General features: G+C 72.0%; 16 protein-coding genes. 12 read left to right on the forward strand and 4 right to left on the reverse strand.

All coding sequences use genetic code 11. The annotated features are described in order from the left end of the window. Positions 1–36: 36 nt before the first annotated feature. The 5 genes from lysS (at position 37) to mshA (ending at position 4,812) form a co-directional block, all read left to right on the forward strand. On the forward strand, positions 37–1,590 hold the full coding sequence (gene lysS / locus ACFT5B_RS14470; RefSeq protein WP_386799386.1) for a lysine--tRNA ligase: 1,554 nt from the start codon (positions 37–39) through the stop codon (positions 1,588–1,590). A gap of 43 nt (positions 1,591–1,633) precedes the next feature. Continuing rightward, a complete protein-coding gene (locus tag ACFT5B_RS14475) occupies positions 1,634–1,843 on the forward strand; it encodes a hypothetical protein (RefSeq protein ID WP_386799442.1) in 210 nt (69 codons plus the stop codon). A 126-nt stretch (positions 1,844–1,969) separates the two neighbouring features. Further along, positions 1,970–2,299, forward strand: coding sequence for an Lsr2 family protein (locus ACFT5B_RS14480; protein WP_386799388.1), 330 nt, complete (start codon positions 1,970–1,972; stop codon positions 2,297–2,299). Between the two features lie 63 nt (positions 2,300–2,362). Next, on the forward strand, positions 2,363–3,496 hold the full coding sequence (locus ACFT5B_RS14485; RefSeq protein ID WP_386799390.1) for a lactonase family protein: 1,134 nt from the start codon (positions 2,363–2,365) through the stop codon (positions 3,494–3,496). Between the two features lie 29 nt (positions 3,497–3,525). Continuing rightward, positions 3,526–4,812, forward strand: coding sequence for a D-inositol-3-phosphate glycosyltransferase (mshA, locus tag ACFT5B_RS14490; RefSeq protein ID WP_386799444.1), 1,287 nt, complete (start codon positions 3,526–3,528; stop codon positions 4,810–4,812). On the opposite strand, the gene ACFT5B_RS14495 is transcribed toward mshA, so the two are convergent. After that, positions 4,781–5,215 carry a nitroreductase family deazaflavin-dependent oxidoreductase gene (locus tag ACFT5B_RS14495; protein WP_386799392.1) on the reverse strand — a complete coding sequence of 145 codons (435 nt, stop codon included), beginning with the start codon at positions 5,213–5,215 and terminating at the stop codon, positions 4,781–4,783. The genes mshA and ACFT5B_RS14495 overlap by 32 nt on opposite strands. 55 nt (positions 5,216–5,270) lie before the next feature. On the opposite strand from ACFT5B_RS14495, the gene ACFT5B_RS14500 reads away from it, so the two are divergent. After that, positions 5,271–6,008, forward strand: a complete 738-nt coding sequence (locus ACFT5B_RS14500; RefSeq protein ID WP_386799394.1) for a phosphoglyceromutase — start codon at positions 5,271–5,273, stop codon at positions 6,006–6,008. Positions 6,009–6,212: 204 nt separating this feature from the next. Here ACFT5B_RS14500 and phoU read toward each other — a convergent pair whose 3' ends face one another. Beyond that, entirely contained in the window at positions 6,213–6,863 is a 651-nt protein-coding gene (phoU, locus tag ACFT5B_RS14505; protein WP_386799396.1) for a phosphate signaling complex protein PhoU, read from the reverse strand. Between the two features lie 143 nt (positions 6,864–7,006). On the opposite strand from phoU, the gene ACFT5B_RS14510 reads away from it, so the two are divergent. Then, the gene (locus ACFT5B_RS14510) at positions 7,007–8,251 is read left to right on the forward strand and encodes a sensor histidine kinase (RefSeq protein ID WP_386799398.1); all 1,245 of its coding nucleotides are present in this window, start codon (positions 7,007–7,009) and stop codon (positions 8,249–8,251) included. Beyond that, complete coding sequence (locus tag ACFT5B_RS14515) at positions 8,248–8,988, forward strand: response regulator transcription factor (RefSeq protein WP_386799400.1); 741 nt, start codon at positions 8,248–8,250, stop codon at positions 8,986–8,988. The genes ACFT5B_RS14510 and ACFT5B_RS14515 overlap by 4 nt, the downstream gene beginning before the upstream one ends. On the opposite strand, the gene ACFT5B_RS14520 is transcribed toward ACFT5B_RS14515, so the two are convergent. Beyond that, positions 8,961–9,602 (reverse strand): hypothetical protein, encoded by a 642-nt coding sequence (locus ACFT5B_RS14520; protein WP_386799402.1) that lies wholly within the window; start codon positions 9,600–9,602, stop codon positions 8,961–8,963. The two genes, ACFT5B_RS14515 and ACFT5B_RS14520, sit on opposite strands and share 28 nt — an antisense overlap. Continuing rightward, the gene (locus ACFT5B_RS14525; RefSeq protein ID WP_386799404.1) at positions 9,589–10,083 is read right to left on the reverse strand and encodes an RNA polymerase sigma factor; all 495 of its coding nucleotides are present in this window, start codon (positions 10,081–10,083) and stop codon (positions 9,589–9,591) included. Before ACFT5B_RS14525 ends, ACFT5B_RS14520 begins: the two co-directional genes overlap by 14 nt. 203 nt (positions 10,084–10,286) lie before the next feature. Here ACFT5B_RS14525 and pstS point away from each other — a divergent pair, with 203 nt between their 5' ends. From pstS to pstB, 4 genes are all read left to right on the forward strand, one after another. Further along, on the forward strand, positions 10,287–11,411 hold the full coding sequence (pstS, locus tag ACFT5B_RS14530) for a phosphate ABC transporter substrate-binding protein PstS (RefSeq protein WP_386799406.1): 1,125 nt from the start codon (positions 10,287–10,289) through the stop codon (positions 11,409–11,411). A gap of 118 nt (positions 11,412–11,529) precedes the next feature. After that, positions 11,530–12,549 carry a phosphate ABC transporter permease subunit PstC gene (gene pstC, locus ACFT5B_RS14535; RefSeq protein WP_386799408.1) on the forward strand — a complete coding sequence of 340 codons (1,020 nt, stop codon included), beginning with the start codon at positions 11,530–11,532 and terminating at the stop codon, positions 12,547–12,549. A 10-nt stretch (positions 12,550–12,559) separates the two neighbouring features. Then, a complete protein-coding gene (pstA, locus tag ACFT5B_RS14540; RefSeq protein WP_386799448.1) occupies positions 12,560–13,525 on the forward strand; it encodes a phosphate ABC transporter permease PstA in 966 nt (321 codons plus the stop codon). A 110-nt stretch (positions 13,526–13,635) separates the two neighbouring features. Next, entirely contained in the window at positions 13,636–14,415 is a 780-nt protein-coding gene (gene pstB, locus ACFT5B_RS14545; RefSeq protein ID WP_386799450.1) for a phosphate ABC transporter ATP-binding protein PstB, read from the forward strand. Positions 14,416–14,537 lie beyond the last annotated feature (122 nt).

The raw sequence follows: 14,537 nt of genomic DNA on the forward strand, positions 1-14,537 counted from the left end.
TCGAGTGCTCGCAGGCGCCGCCCGTAGAATCGCGGGGTGACCTCCCCCGACCCCGCGCGTCCCGCCGAGCCCACCAGCCAGTCCGCCGCAACCTCTCCCGAGGCCGTGGCCGACGACCTGCCCGAGCAGCTCCGGATCCGCCGCGCCAAGCGCGACCGGCTCCTCGAGGAGGGTGCGCAGGCCTACCCGGTCTCGGTACCGCGGACGCACACCATCGCGCAGGTCGTCGCAGGCTACGGGCACCTCGAGGCGGGCCAGGAGACCGACGACGTCGTGGGCGTCGCCGGCCGCGTCGTGTTCCTCCGCAACACGGGCAAGCTCTGCTTCGTGACCCTGCAGGACGGCGAGGGCAACCGCCTGCAGGGCATGCTCAGCCAGGCCGTCGTCGGCGAGGAGTCGCTCGCGCGCTTCAAGGGCGACGTGGACCTCGGCGACCACCTGTTCCTGCACGGCCGCGTGATCAGCTCGCGCCGCGGTGAGCTGTCGGTGTTCGCCGACGAGTGGACGATCGCCGCGAAGGCGCTGCGCCCCCTTCCGGTGCTGCACAAGGACCTCTCCGAGGAATCGCGCGTGCGGCAGCGTTATGTCGACCTGATCGCGCGCCCGGCGGCACGCGACATGGTGCGTTTCCGTGCCGCCGTCGTGCGTTCTCTGCGCGAGAACTTCCACCGCCGCGACTTTCTCGAGATCGAGACCCCGATGCTGCAGACGGTGGCGTCCGGAGCGGCGGCGCGCCCGTTCGAGACGCACATGAACGCGTACGACATCGACCTGTTCCTGAGAATCGCGCCGGAGATCTTCCTCAAGAAGGCCGTCGTGGGCGGTGTGGAGCGCGTCTTCGAGATCAACCGGAACTTCCGTAACGAGGGCGCGGACTCGTCGCACTCGCCGGAGTTCGCGATGCTCGAGGCGTACGAGGCCTATGGCGACTACGACACGATGGCCGCGCTCACGCAGAACCTCGTGCAGACGGCCGCGCAGGACGCGCTCGGGACCACGACGGTCACCCTGCCGGACGGCGAGGAGTACGAGCTCGGCGGCGAGTGGACGACCCTCACGATGTACGGGTCGCTGTCGGAGGCGCTGGGCGAGGAGGTCACGCCCGAGACGTCGGTCGAGCACCTGTCGAAGCTCGCGGAGCGCCTCGAGGTCGTGCACGACCCGAAGCGCGCGAGCCACGGCAAGCTCGTCGAGGTGATCTGGGAGCACCTGGTGGGCGACCACCTGGTGGCGCCGACGTTCGTGCGCGACTTCCCGGTCGAGACGTCCCCGCTGACCCGCGACCACCGCACGATCCGCGGCGTCGTCGAGAAGTGGGACCTGTACGTGCGCGGTTTCGAGCTGGCGACGGCGTACTCGGAGCTCGTCGACCCGGTGATCCAGCGCGAGCGCTTCGAGGCGCAGGCGCTGCTGGCGGCGGCCGGCGACGACGAGGCGATGCGCCTCGACGAGGACTTCCTCACCGCGATGGAGTACGCGATGCCGCCGTCGGGCGGCATGGGCATGGGGATCGACCGGCTGCTCATGGCGCTCACGGGCCAGGGGATCCGCGAGACGATCCTCTTCCCGCTCGTGAAGCCGGCGCAGTGAGAACGATGGACGAGCGGCTCGTTCGAAAGGTGGCGTGACGACGATGGTCGGTGTTCTCGAGGCGGTCGTCCCGTCGATCGCGGTGGGCTTGATCTTCTGGCTCGCGATGCGTTTCGTCGTGCGCGCGGACCGCAACGAGCGGAATGCGATGGCGGCGCTCGAGGCGCGTGAGGACGAGGAACGCGCGCAGCGCGAGGCGGCCCGTCCCGCGGCGGCTTCGCACGAGGGCGCAGAACCCTCGCAGAATGTCTAGCGCATTCTGTCGCTAGAAAAAGGCGAACGGCGGGCGCGTCTGCTTTGACGGTGCGTGTTCTCGGTGGGATCCTCGTGATGTTCCTCGAGCAGTATTCCGACAATGCATGAATCGTGAGGTGCCCCTGTGGCTCAGAAGGTTCAGGTCCTCCTCGTCGACGACCTCGACGGTGGTGCGGCCGAGCAGACGGTGACGTTCGCGCTGGACGGCGTCTCGTACGAGATCGACCTCAACGACAAGCACGCCGCCGAGCTGCGTGAGGCGTTCGCCACGTGGATCGGCCACGCCCGCAAGGTGACGGGTCGCGCCGCGGCGCGCCCGGGCCGCCGGTCCTCGCGCGGCAGCGGCTCGGAGGCGACCCAGGTCCGCGAGTGGGCCCGCGCCAACGGCTTCACCGTCTCGGACCGCGGCCGCATCCCCGCGGACGTCAAGGCCAAGTTCGACGCCGCGCACTGATGACGCCCGAAGGCCCGGCACCGCTGGTGCCGGGCCTTCGTCGTGCGTGGCTACGCTTCTCGCATGACCGTCCCACCCTCCCGTCCTGACGTCCGCCGGCTCTGGCTCGGCACCTATCCGGCCCCGGGGACGGCGTCGGGCAGCGGCGAGGGCGTGTGGCGCGTCGACCTGGATCTCTCCGCAGGCCGGTTCGACGACGCCCGCCAGGTGGTGTCGACGCCGTCCCCGTCGTTCGTGGCGCTCGCGCCCGACGAGCGCACGCTGTACGCGGTGGACGAGAACACCGACGGCGGGCTGTCGGCGTTCCGCGTGGAGGCGCCCGACGGTGACGGCCTCGAGCTCCTCGCGACGGTCCCGAGCGGCGGCGCGGACCCGTGCCACGTGGTGGCGACGCCTGCCGCGGTGTGGGTCGCGAACTACTCGAGCGGCACGTTCACGACGGTCGCCGTCGACGGCTCCGGTGGGTTCGCCGGCGAGCCCGAGGCCTACGCGGGGGAGGGCACCGGCCCCGACACCGACCGCCAGGAGGGTCCGCACGCGCACTACGCGGTCCCGACGCCGGACGGCTCGGCCGCGTGGGTCGTGGACCTGGGCGCCGACCGCGTCCGCCGGTACCGCGTCACCGCGGACGGCACGGGCGTGGAGGCGGCCGGCACGGCCGTGACGCTCCCTGCCGGCGCCGGCCCCCGCCACCTGGTGTTCGGCGCCGCGGGCACCGCGGGGGAGGGCTTCGCGTTCGTCGTCGGGGAGCTCGACGACCGGGTCCACGTGCTCGCCCTCCACACCGACGACGACGGCCTCCTCGCCGCGGACGCCGTGGCCGCGGTCCCGGCGTGCACGACGCCGGGGCCGGAGGGCGTCGGTGCCTTCCCCTCGCACGTCGCGCTCAGCTCCGACGGCACGCGCCTGTACGTCGCGGTCCGCGGCCCGGACGTGGTGGCGGTCCACGACCTCGAGCCCGACGGGCACGCCGTACGCCTCGCGCACCGGGCCGACGCCCCGCTCGAGGGCGTGTGGCCGCGCCACTTCGCGGTCCTCGACACCGCCGACGGCGACGTCCTCGTCGTCGCGGGGCAGAACTCGTCGACGCTCGAGGCGCTGCGGGTCCTGCCGGGCGACGCCGGCGCGGAGCCCGTGGCGTCGCTGACGCTGCCGAGCCCGGCGTGCGTCGTCGAGCGGCGGATACTGGAGGGGTGACCGACCCCCGCCGACCGCTGCACGTCGCGATGCTCAGCGTCCACACGTCCCCCCTCGACCAGCCCGGGACGGGTGACGCGGGCGGCATGAACGTGTACGTGACGGGGCTCGCGCGGGCGCTCGCCCGCGAAGGTGCGACGGTCGAGATCTTCACGCGGCGGACGTCGGGCGCCCAGCCGGACGTGGTCCCCCTGGCCGAGGGGGTCTGCGTGCGGCACGTGACGGCGGGCCCGTTCGAGGGCCTCGACAAGAACGACCTCCCGGGACAGCTCTGCGCGTTCACCGCGGGCGTCCTGCGCACGGAGGCCTGGCGCGAGGCCGGCTGGTACGACGTCGTGCACGCGCACTACTGGCTGTCGGGGCAGGCGGGCTGGCTCGCGGCCGACCGCTGGGACGTCCCGCTCGTCGCGACCATGCACACGCTCGCGCGCGTGAAGAACGCCGCGCTCGCGCCCGGTGACACCCCCGAGCCGGCGGGCCGCGCGATCGGCGAGGAGCAGGTCGCGGACGCCGCCGACGCCCTCGTCGCGAGCACGGCGCAGGAAGCCCACGAGCTCACGGACCTGTACGGCGCGGACCCGGCCCACGTCCACGTCGTCGAGCCGGGTGTCGACCTCGACGTGTTCCGCCCGGCGCTCGTCTCGACGGAGGGCCTGGACCGCTCGGCCGCGGCGGCGCTCGTCGACGCGGACCGGCGGGCGCGGCGTGCCCAGCTCGACCTCCCGCCCGACCGGCCGCTCGTGCTCTTCGCCGGCCGCGTCCAGCTCCTCAAGGCGCCCGACGTGCTCGTGCGGGCCCTCGGCGTCCTTCGCGACCACGACCGCCTGGTCCCGACGCTCCTCGTCCTCGGGGGCGCGAGCGGCCGCCCGACCGCCGTGCGGGAGCTCCAGGCGCTCGCGATGCAGCTCGGCGTCGAGGACCGCCTCGTGGTGCGGCCGCCCGTCCCCGCGGACGAGCTGGCCGCGTACATGCGCGCCGCGGACGTCGTCGCGGTGCCCTCGCACTCCGAGTCGTTCGGGCTGGTCGCGGCCGAGGCCCAGGCCGCGGGCACGCCCGTGGTCGCGGCCGCCGTCGGGGGCCTGCCCACCGTGCTCGACGACGGCGCCACGGGCGTCCTCGTGCACGACCACTCGTCGTGGACGTGGGCGGAGGCGCTGGGGGACCTGCTCGACGACCCGGAGCGTCGCGCGGCGCTGCGCGAGGCGGCGCTGGCGGCGAGCCCTCGGTTCGGCTGGGACCGGGCCGCGAAGGAGATGCTCGCCGTCTACGCCGACGCGCGCGCCGTCAGGAGCGCTCGAGCACGAGCACGGGGATGACCCGGTCCGTGCGCGTCTGATAGTCCGCGTAGTCGGGGTAGGCCGCGACGGCGCGCTCCCACCACAGGTCGCGCTCGGCGCCGTGCGCCTCGTGCGCGACGTAGTCGTGCCGCTCGGGGCCGTCCTGCAGCTCGACCTCCGGGTGCGCGACGACGTTGTGGTACCACTGCGGGTGGTCGGGTGCGCCGCCCAGGGACGCGACGACGGCGTAGGCGCCGTCGTGCTCGACGCGCATGAGCGCGTGCTTGCGGAGCTTGCCCGAGCGGGCGCCCCTCGTCGTGAGGACGACCACGGGCATCCCGCGCATCGTGGTGCCCTTCGTGCCGCCCGACGACTCGTACAGGGCGACCTGGCCGGCGGTGTGGGCGGACGGGCTGGGGACGTACTCTCCGGTCAATGGCATGTCCACGGAACGTCGTCGCCGCACGCACGCATTCCGGGTGCGGCAAACTAGGGGCATGACCTACACCCTCGTGCTGCTCCGCCACGGCGAGAGCGAGTGGAACGCGAAGAACCTGTTCACCGGCTGGGTGGACGTCGCCCTCTCCGAGAAGGGCACCGAGGAGGCGAAGCGCGGCGGCACCCTCCTGACCGAGGCGGGCGTGCTGCCCGACGTCGTGCACACCTCGCTGCTGCGCCGCGCGATCACGACGGCGAACCTCGCCCTCGACGCCGCCGACCGCCACTGGATCCCCGTGAAGCGCAGCTGGCGCCTCAACGAGCGCCACTACGGCGCGCTCCAGGGCAAGGACAAGAAGCAGACGCTCGAGCAGTTCGGCGAGGAGCAGTTCATGCTCTGGCGCCGCTCGTACGACGTCCCGCCGCCCGCGATCGAGGTCGGCTCGGAGTTCTCCCAGGACGCCGACCCGCGCTACGCGGACGCCCCGCAGGTGCTCACCGAGTGCCTCAAGGACGTCCTCGAGCGCGCGCTGCCGTACTGGGAGGGCGAGATCGTCCCCGACCTCAAGGCCGGCAAGACGGTGCTCGTCGCCGCGCACGGCAACTCGCTGCGTGCGCTGGTCAAGCACCTCGACGGCATCTCCGACGAGGACATCGCGGGCCTCAACATCCCGACCGGCATCCCGCTGCTCTACGAGCTCGACGAGGACCTCAAGCCCGTCACCAAGGGCGGCACGTACCTCGACCCGGAGGCCGCGAAGGACGCGATCGCGGCCGTGGCGAACCAGGGACGGTGAGCCCCTCGGCTCGCTGACCCGACGCGCGAAAGGCCCGGCACCCTCGTGGGGTGCCGGGCCTTCGTGCTGCTTCAGTCTTCGCGAGGTAGACCGGCGGCCGTACTACTTCGCGAGGTAGATCGGCGGCCGTACTACTTCGCGAGGTAGGCGGGATGCCGGGGTACTTCGCGAGGTACGCGGGGTGCCGGGGTACCTCGCGGTAGGTCAGCCGAGCTCGGCCGGCTCGCCCGTGACGAGGTACGCGATGCGGCGGGCGACGGACACGGCGTGGTCGCCGAACCGCTCGTAGTAGCGCGACGCCAGGGTGACGTCGATGGTCTCCTGGACCGACCCGATCCAGTCCGCGGAGAGGAGCGCGCCGAACGTCTGCTCGTGGAGCACGTCGAGCAGGTCGTCGTCCCGCTCGACGGTGGTCGCGAGCGCGAGGTCGCGGGTCTCGAGGAGCGACGTGGTCCGGCGGGCGACGCGCGTGGCGGCGTCGTGCATCTGGGTGAACGTGTCGGTGACGGTGGGCGGCAGCGCGTGCGCGGGGTAGCTGCGGCGGGCCAGCTGCGCGAGGTGCCGCGCGAGGTCGCCCATGCGCTCCAGGCTGGAGCTGATGCGCAGCGCGGTCACGACGACGCGCAGGTCGGTCGCCACGGGCGCCTGCTGCGCGAGCAGGCGGACGCACTGCTCGTCGAGCTCACGCTCGCGCTCGTCGATCTCGCGGTCGGAGGCGATGACCTCCTGCGCGAGGCTGAGGTCGGCGGTCAGGACGGCCTGGCCCGCGTTCGTGATGGCGCGCTCGACCAGTCCGCTCATGGCGCTGAGGTCGTCGCCCAGCTGACGCAGCTCGGCCTCGAAGATCTCTCTCATGCGCGCCACGGTCCCATGCGCGAACGCCCTCCGTCCGGCGTCCGGGTGAACGGGGGGTCGACTGGTGGTGAACAGTTCAGGGCGGGTGACCGCGTGACGGTCCTCCCGTCCGGTCGGACGCCGGGCGTCCGTAGGCTGGTGGCGTGGACTTCTTCAACGGGGGCTGGAGCGCGCTCGCAGCCGGGCTCGTCGGCCTACTGGTCGGCGTGTCTTCCGTGCTCGCCTTCCGGCTGAGCGAGCGACCGCGCTCGCGGTCCGCGCAGCGCGCGTCGGGTTCCAGCCCGGACGCTGCAGGCTCGGGCGCAGAGCTCGACGAGGGGCTGGTCCGCGTGCTCGCGGTGCTCCGGTCGGCGGCCGTCGTGCTCGACGACGAGGACCGCGTCGTGCGTGCCAGCCCGCCCGCATACGCGCTGGGCGTGGTGCGGTCGTCGGAGGTCGCGCACGCGGTGATCCGGGATCTCGTGGCCGCCGTCCGGCGCGACGGCGTGATCCGCGACGAGGAGCTCGAGCTGCCCCGCGGACCTGTCGGGCGGGGGACCGTCGTGCTGCAGGTGCGTGTCGCGCAGGTGACGCCGCACCTCCTGCTCGTCCTCGCGGAGGACCGCACCGAGGCTCGCCGGACCGAGGCGATCCGCCGCGACTTCGTCGTGAACGTGTCGCACGAGCTCAAGACGCCCGTGGGAGCGCTCGCGCTGCTCGCCGAGACCGTGCAGGACGCCGCGGACGACCCCGAGGCCGTGCGCCGGTTCGCCGGCCGCATCGTGACCGAGTCCGAGCGGCTGTCCGCGCTCGTCCACGAGATCATCGAGCTCTCCCGGCTCCAGGCCGAGAGCGCAGCGCAACAGGTGACGGTCGTCCCGGCGAGCGACGTCGTCGAGGAGGCCGCTGCCCGCGCTCGCACGAACGCGCAGTCCAAGGGGATCCGGATCGCCGTCGGCGGCGACCTCGACGCGCGGCTCTACGGCGACCACGCGCTCCTCGTGACGGCGGTCCGCAACCTCCTCGACAACGCGGTCGCCTACTCGGGCGAGCACTCCCAGGTGGCCGTCGGCGTGCGACAGGTCGACGATCTGGTCGAGATCGCCGTCGTCGACGAGGGCATCGGGATCGCGCCCGAGGACCAGGACCGCGTGTTCGAGCGCTTCTTCCGCGTCGACCCGGCGCGCTCGCGCGCGACGGGCGGTACCGGGCTCGGGCTCAGCATCGTCAAGCACGTCGCGGCCGACCACGGCGGCGACGTCACGGTGTGGTCCGAGCCCGGGCACGGTGCGACCTTCACGCTGCGGATCCCCGCCGCGCCCGACGACGTCCCGCGAGCCAGGCCCGACCTGGCCGACGACCTCGACCGACCTGATGCACGAACCGACGACAAGGAGGTGGATGCGTGACGCGCATCCTCGTGGTGGAGGACGAGGAGTCCTACCGCGACCCGCTGACCTACCAGCTCGAGCGCGAGGGCTTCGACGTGGCTGCCGCCGCGACCGGCCCCGAGGCGCTCACGACGTACGACGCCATGGAGTCCCAGGGCGGTGTCGACCTCGTGCTGCTCGACCTCATGCTGCCGGGCCTCGACGGGACCGAGGTCTGCCGCGAGCTGCGGCGCCGCGGCGACGTGCCGGTCATCATGCTGACCGCCAAGGACACCGAGATCGACAAGGTCGTCGGGCTGGAGCTCGGCGCGGACGACTACGTCACCAAGCCGTACTCGTTCCGCGAGCTGCTGGCCCGCATGCGCGCCGTCCTCCGGCGACGCTCGGCCGCGCAGCCCGGCGGCGGGGCTGCCGCAGGCGCAGGGACCGACGAGCTCGACGACGACGACGTGCTCGAGGCCGGGCCCGTCCGCATGGACGTCGACCGCCACACCGTGACGGTCGGCGGTGAGCCCGTGTCGTTCCCGCTCAAGGAGTTCGAGCTGCTCGAGCTGCTGCTGCGCAACGCCGGCCGGGTCCTCACGCGCGGTCAGCTCATCGACCGCGTGTGGGGCTCCGACTACGTGGGCGACACCAAGACCCTCGACGTGCACGTCAAGCGGGTGCGCGCCAAGGTCGAGCCCGACCCGGGGAACCCGCAGCACCTGCTGACGGTTCGTGGGCTCGGCTACCGGTTCGTCGACGACGAGGACTGAGGTCCCGGCACCGCCACCCGGGTGACGACGAGGTCGACGTCCCGGGTGGCAGAGGCGTCGGTACTGAGCATCGCGGGTCCCGTCGGGAAGTCGGCCGGGATGCGGACCGTCGTCGTGAAGCTGCCGTCGTGGTCGGGGTGGACCGCGGCGAGCCTGGTCGCGTGCGCGCCCGCAGTGAGCGTGAGTGTCACCGTCCCGTACGGCGGCGGGTCGCCACGCTGCCCCGTGTCGTAGCAGTCGGTGACGAAATACGCTCCGGTCACACGCAGGCTCTGCCCCTGCCGCACGACCTTCGCCTGTGGCGCCGGGTCGGCGAGACTGCTGTCGACCGGTTTCCCGTCGACGGCGATCATCGGCCCGACGCACGACGCGTTCGAACCGCGGGTCCACCCTCCGTCGAGCGGGTTGTCGAGCGCGACCAGAGCACCGACGATCACCGCCACCGCCGCGACGGGCAGGGCGGCGCCCAGCAGGCGGCGGCGCACGAGGCGCCGTCGTCCACCGCGGTCAGACGCGGGCGGCCGGGCGTGCGACAGGGCGGGCCGAGGCTCGGTGTCGACGTGGTCGCGCCAGGCGGCGCCTGCTTCTCGAAGCTTCTCGTCAGTCGTGGACATAGCTGCCTCCGAGGGTGCGTTCGAGCGCGGCGCGCGCGTCGTGGAGCGTCGACTTCACGGTGCCCTCCGCGCACTCGAGGAGCGCGGCGACCTCGGTGACCGGCAGGTCCACGTAGTAGTGCAGGACGACCGCCGCGCGCTGCCGCGGTGCCAGCCGGGCGACGGCGCGACCCAGGTCCGCGGACACCGGGCCGGTCCCGGCGACCACGAGGGCGTCGGGGTGGAGCTCGTCCCAGACGGGTGCGGGTCGCCGCCACCGCTGCCGCGCCCGGTCGGCCACGATCGCGAGCAGCCACGGACGGACGCTGCCACGCGCCGGGTCGAACGTGTGCCGCTTCGCCCAGGCGCGCTCGGCGGCGTCCTGGACGACGTCGTCGGCGTCGTGCGGACCGACGAGCACGTACGCGAGGCGTCGCATAGCGGCACGGTGCTCCGCGAGGGCCGCGGCGACGTCGGCGTCGGTGTGAGCCGCGCTTCTCACGCAGGTCCTCCCTCTCGGTGCGGTCGACGGTGGTTCCGTCACGAGTTGTACGGCCTGGGCAGCCGACCGGGTTGGGTCGGCCCTCAGTGTTCACCCCCCGTTCACTCTCGCTGTGCTGCCCAGTCATCCGTCCTGCCTACCGTCAGGGTCGTCGCCGGCGCTCGCCGACGACGCATCAACGTGCGAACAGGATGGAACGACACGTGAACCTCAGCCGACTCACCCGCGTGGGCTCTGCCGTCGCGATCGGCGCGCTCGCCCTCAGCCTTGCCGCGTGCGGTTCCGACGACGCCACGGGGAACGGCACCGGCTCCGGTACCAGCACCGACGGCGCGAACGCCGGGGGCAACCTGAGCGGAGAGCTGAACGGCGCCGGCTCGTCCGCCCAGGGCAGCGCGATGGACGCCTGGCGTTCGGGCTTCCAGTCCGCCAACACCGGTGTCACCGTCAACTACGACCCGATCGGGTCGGGCGACGGGCGGAAGCAGTTCCTGAGCGGCGCCGTCCAGTACGCCGGCTCGGACGCCTACATGACCGACGACGAGATCGCGCAGGCGAAGACCACCTGCCAGAACGGCGACGTCGTCGAGCTCCCTGTCTACATCAGCCCGATCGCGATCGCCTTCAACCTCAAGGGCGTCGACTCGCTGAACCTCGACGGCCCGACCGTCGCGAAGATCTTCAACGGCAAGATCACGAAGTGGGACGACCCGGCGATCGCCAAGCTGAACGACGGCGTCAAGCTTCCCAGCACGGCCATCACTCCCGTGCACCGCTCGGACGACTCGGGCACGACCCAGAACTTCACCGAGTGGGTCAAGGCCAACGCCGGCGCCGACTGGCCGTACGAGGCCTCGCAGACGTTCCCGGTCAAGGGCGGCCAGTCGGGTGCCAAGACGTCGGGCGTCGTCCAGACGATCACGGGCGGCGACGGCACGATCGGCTACATCGACTCGTCGCAGGTCGGCAACCTCGGTACGGCGAAGATCAAGGTCGGCGACTCGTTCGTCGCGCACTCGGCCGAGGGCGCTGCGGCGGCCGTGGGCCAGTCGAAGATCGTGTCGGGCCGTGCCGCGTCGGACATCGCGATCGACATCGACCGCACCCTGACGGACGCGTCGACGTACCCGCTGGTGCTCGTCTCGTACGACATCGCGTGCACCAGCTACGCGGACGCCAACCAGGCCGCTCTCGTGAAGGGCTTCCTCAACTACGTGATCAGCGACGCGGGCCAGCAGTCCGCCGCCTCCGCGGCAGGCTCGGCGCCGATCTCGAAGGACCTGTACACCAAGGCCCAGGCCGCGGTGGACGCGATCAAGGCCGGCTGACCGGTCGGACGACGTGGTGACCGGTGCCGGTGGGCGGGGGCGTGACGCGCTCCGCCCGCCGGCACCGCCTCGCATCCCAGGTCCTTGAGATGCGGCCCACGATGAAGAAGGAGACGGTGTGACCACCACAGCCGCCGACACGCGGGAGACCAGCCCGGCGTCGACGAACGGCCCCGGGCGCGGCCGACCGCCGCGCCGGCCCACGCGCGCCGCCGACCGCGGGCTCAACCGCGCGTTCCGTTACCTGGCGACGAGCGCGGGGACGCTGATCCTCGTCGCGCTCGCCGCGGTCGCGGGCTTCCTGATCTGGCAGTCGTGGCCGGCCCTGACGGCGGGCAGCTCCGAGATCGCGTCGAAGGTGAGCTTCGTCCAGGGGCAGGGCTCCCTGGTGTCCTACCTCGGGCCGCTGATCTTCGGCACGCTGCTGGCGGCCGCGGTGGCGCTGGCGGTCGCGATGCCTCTCGCGATCGGGATCGCGCTCTTCACGTCGCACTATGCGCCCCGCCGCCTGGCGTCGTTGCTCGGCTGGATGATCGACCTGCTGGCGGCGATCCCGTCCGTGGTCTACGGCCTCTGGGGTGCGCTGGTCCTGGCGCCCGCGATCCAGCCCGTCTGGCAGTGGATCTCCGACGTCCTCGGCTGGATCCCGCTGTTCCAGGGCCCGGCGGCGGACCCCGCCCGCGTGCTCATGACCGTCTCGCTGGTGCTCGCCGTGATGATCCTGCCGATCATCACGGCCGTCTCGCGCGAGGTGTTCCTGCAGACGCCGAAGCTCCACGAGGAGGCGGCGCTCGCCCTCGGCGCGACACGCTGGGAGATGATCCGCACGGCCGTCCTGCCGTTCGGCCGTTCGGGTGTCGTCTCCGCGGCCATGCTCGGCCTGGGCCGCGCGCTCGGCGAGACGATGGCCGTCGTCATGATCCTGTCGCCCGGGCTCACCTACTCGTTCGCCCTGCTCCTCGCAGGCAAGCAGCAGACGATCGCCGCGAACATCGCGCTCAAGTACCCGGAGGCGAACTCGCTCGGCATGAGCACGCTCATGGTCACGGGCCTCGCGCTGTTCGTCATCACGATGGTCGTCAACATGGCGTCGCGCTGGGTCGTCGGCCGCCGCAAGGAATTCTCGGGAGCGAACTGAGATGGCCGTGATCCCCACCACCCTCGACGGCGCCCCGCGCCCCCCGCGCGGCGACGACGTGCGTGCCCTCCTGCGCAGCTCCGACGCGCGCCGTCGCCGCAAGGACCGGCTGATGACGGTGCTCGTGAGCACCGCGTTCGGCATCGCGCTCGTCCCGCTCGTCTGGCTGCTCTGGACCGTGGTCGCCCGCGGGATCGGTCGGCTCGACCCGTACTTCCTGCTGCACTCCATGCGTGGCGTGTTCGGCGGCATGGACGCAGGAGGCATCTATCACGCGATCGTCGGCACGATCTGGGTGACGCTGGGCGCGGCGATCATCTCCGTGCCGATCGGGATCCTGACCGCCATCTACCTCGTGGAGTACGGGTCGGGAGGTCGGCTGGCCCGCGCGGTGACGTTCTTCGTCGACGTGATGACGGGCATCCCGTCGATCGTCGCGGGTCTGTTCGCCTACGCCCTGTTCTCGCTGTTCCTCGGCCCGAGCGCGCACTTCGGCGCGATGGGCGCGGTCGCGCTGAGCGTGCTGATGATCCCGGTCGTCGTCCGCTCGACCGAGGAGATGCTCAAGCTCGTCCCGAACGAGCTGCGCGAGGCCGCCTACGCGCTCGGCGTCCCGAAGTGGTTGACGGTCATCAAGGTCGTGCTCCGCACCGCGGTAGCCGGCATGACGACGGGCGTCATGCTCGCGGTGTCGCGCGTGGTCGGCGAGACCGCGCCCCTGCTCCTCACGGTGGGCGTGATCGACTCGATCAACTTCAACCCGTTCCAGGGCCGCATGATGACCCTGCCGGTCTACGTGTACCAGCAGTTCACCGCGGGCGTCGTGCCGTGCAACAACCCGAACGTCACCTGCATCCCGACGATCAACTACGACCGCGCCTGGGCGGCCGCGCTGACGCTGATCCTCATCGTCATGATCCTCAACCTGGTCGCGCGGCTCGTCTCCCGACTCTTCGCCCCGAAGCTGCGGTCATGAGCAGCCCCACGACACCGCGCGACGACGCGGCGGCAGCCGGCCGGACCGGCGTCGCCCCCGCTCGCCCCACCAGCCCGCAGCACGACACCCCGAAGAAGGACGACCCCGCGATGGCACAGCGCATCGACGTCAAGGACCTCAACATCTACTACGGCGACTTCCTGGCGGTCGAGGGCGTCACGATGACGATCGAGCCGCGCTCGGTCACCGCGTTCATCGGCCCGTCCGGCTGCGGGAAGTCGACGTTCCTGCGCACGCTCAACCGCATGCACGAGGTCATCCCGGGTGCCTCGGTGCACGGCAGCGTCGAGATGGAGGGCGTCGACCTCTACGGCGCCGACATCGACCCCGTCGCGGTGCGCCGGCAGATCGGCATGGTGTTCCAGCGCCCCAACCCGTTCCCGACGATGTCCATCGCGGAGAACGTGCTCGCTGGCGTCCGGCTCCTGAACAAGAAGATCTCGAAGTCGGACGCCGCGGACCTCGTCGAGCAGTCGCTCACCAGCGCGAACCTCTGGAACGAGGTCAAGGACCGGCTCCAGAAGCCGGGCGCGGGCCTCTCGGGCGGTCAGCAGCAGCGCCTGTGCATCGCCCGCGCGATCGCGGTGAAGCCGCAGGTGCTCCTCATGGACGAGCCGTGCTCCGCGCTCGACCCGATCTCCACGCTCGCGATCGAGGACCTCGTGACCGAGCTGAAGAAGGACTACACGATCGTCATCGTCACGCACAACATGCAGCAGGCCGCGCGCGTGAGCGACCGGACCGCGTTCTTCAACATCGCGGGCACCGGCAAGCCGGGCAAGCTCATCGAGATGGACGACACCGGCACGATCTTCTCGACCCCCAAGGAGAAGGCCACCGAGGACTACATCTCCGGCCGCTTCGGGTGAGCCGATCCGGCCGGTCGGTCGGAGAGACGCATCGCGGGCCCCCGGGACGACGTCCCGGGGGCCTGTGTCGTTCGCCGATGGTGACGCCGGGCCCGCCGACGGTGACGCTGGGTTCGCCGACG

Origin of the sequence: Luteimicrobium sp. NPDC057192 (assembly GCF_042670205.1) — a bacterium.
In the GTDB taxonomy this organism is placed as follows: Bacteria; Actinomycetota; Actinomycetes; order Actinomycetales; family Cellulomonadaceae; genus Luteimicrobium.

What these genes read in the sequence shown, in the direction of transcription:
- ACFT5B_RS14495 (WP_386799392.1), bottom strand. Translation starts at nt 5,215, where the DNA reads ATGCCATTGACCGGAGAGTACGTCCCCAGCCCGTCCGCCCACACCGCC.
- mshA (WP_386799444.1), top strand. Translation starts at nt 3,526, where the DNA reads ATGCTCAGCGTCCACACGTCCCCCCTCGACCAGCCCGGGACGGGTGAC.
- ACFT5B_RS14500 (WP_386799394.1), top strand. Translation starts at nt 5,271, where the DNA reads ATGACCTACACCCTCGTGCTGCTCCGCCACGGCGAGAGCGAGTGGAAC.
- pstB (WP_386799450.1), top strand. Translation starts at nt 13,636, where the DNA reads ATGGCACAGCGCATCGACGTCAAGGACCTCAACATCTACTACGGCGAC.
- phoU (WP_386799396.1), bottom strand. Translation starts at nt 6,863, where the DNA reads ATGAGAGAGATCTTCGAGGCCGAGCTGCGTCAGCTGGGCGACGACCTC.
- ACFT5B_RS14520 (WP_386799402.1), bottom strand. Translation starts at nt 9,602, where the DNA reads ATGTCCACGACTGACGAGAAGCTTCGAGAAGCAGGCGCCGCCTGGCGC.
- ACFT5B_RS14485 (WP_386799390.1), top strand. Translation starts at nt 2,363, where the DNA reads ATGACCGTCCCACCCTCCCGTCCTGACGTCCGCCGGCTCTGGCTCGGC.
- ACFT5B_RS14475 (WP_386799442.1), top strand. Translation starts at nt 1,634, where the DNA reads ATGGTCGGTGTTCTCGAGGCGGTCGTCCCGTCGATCGCGGTGGGCTTG.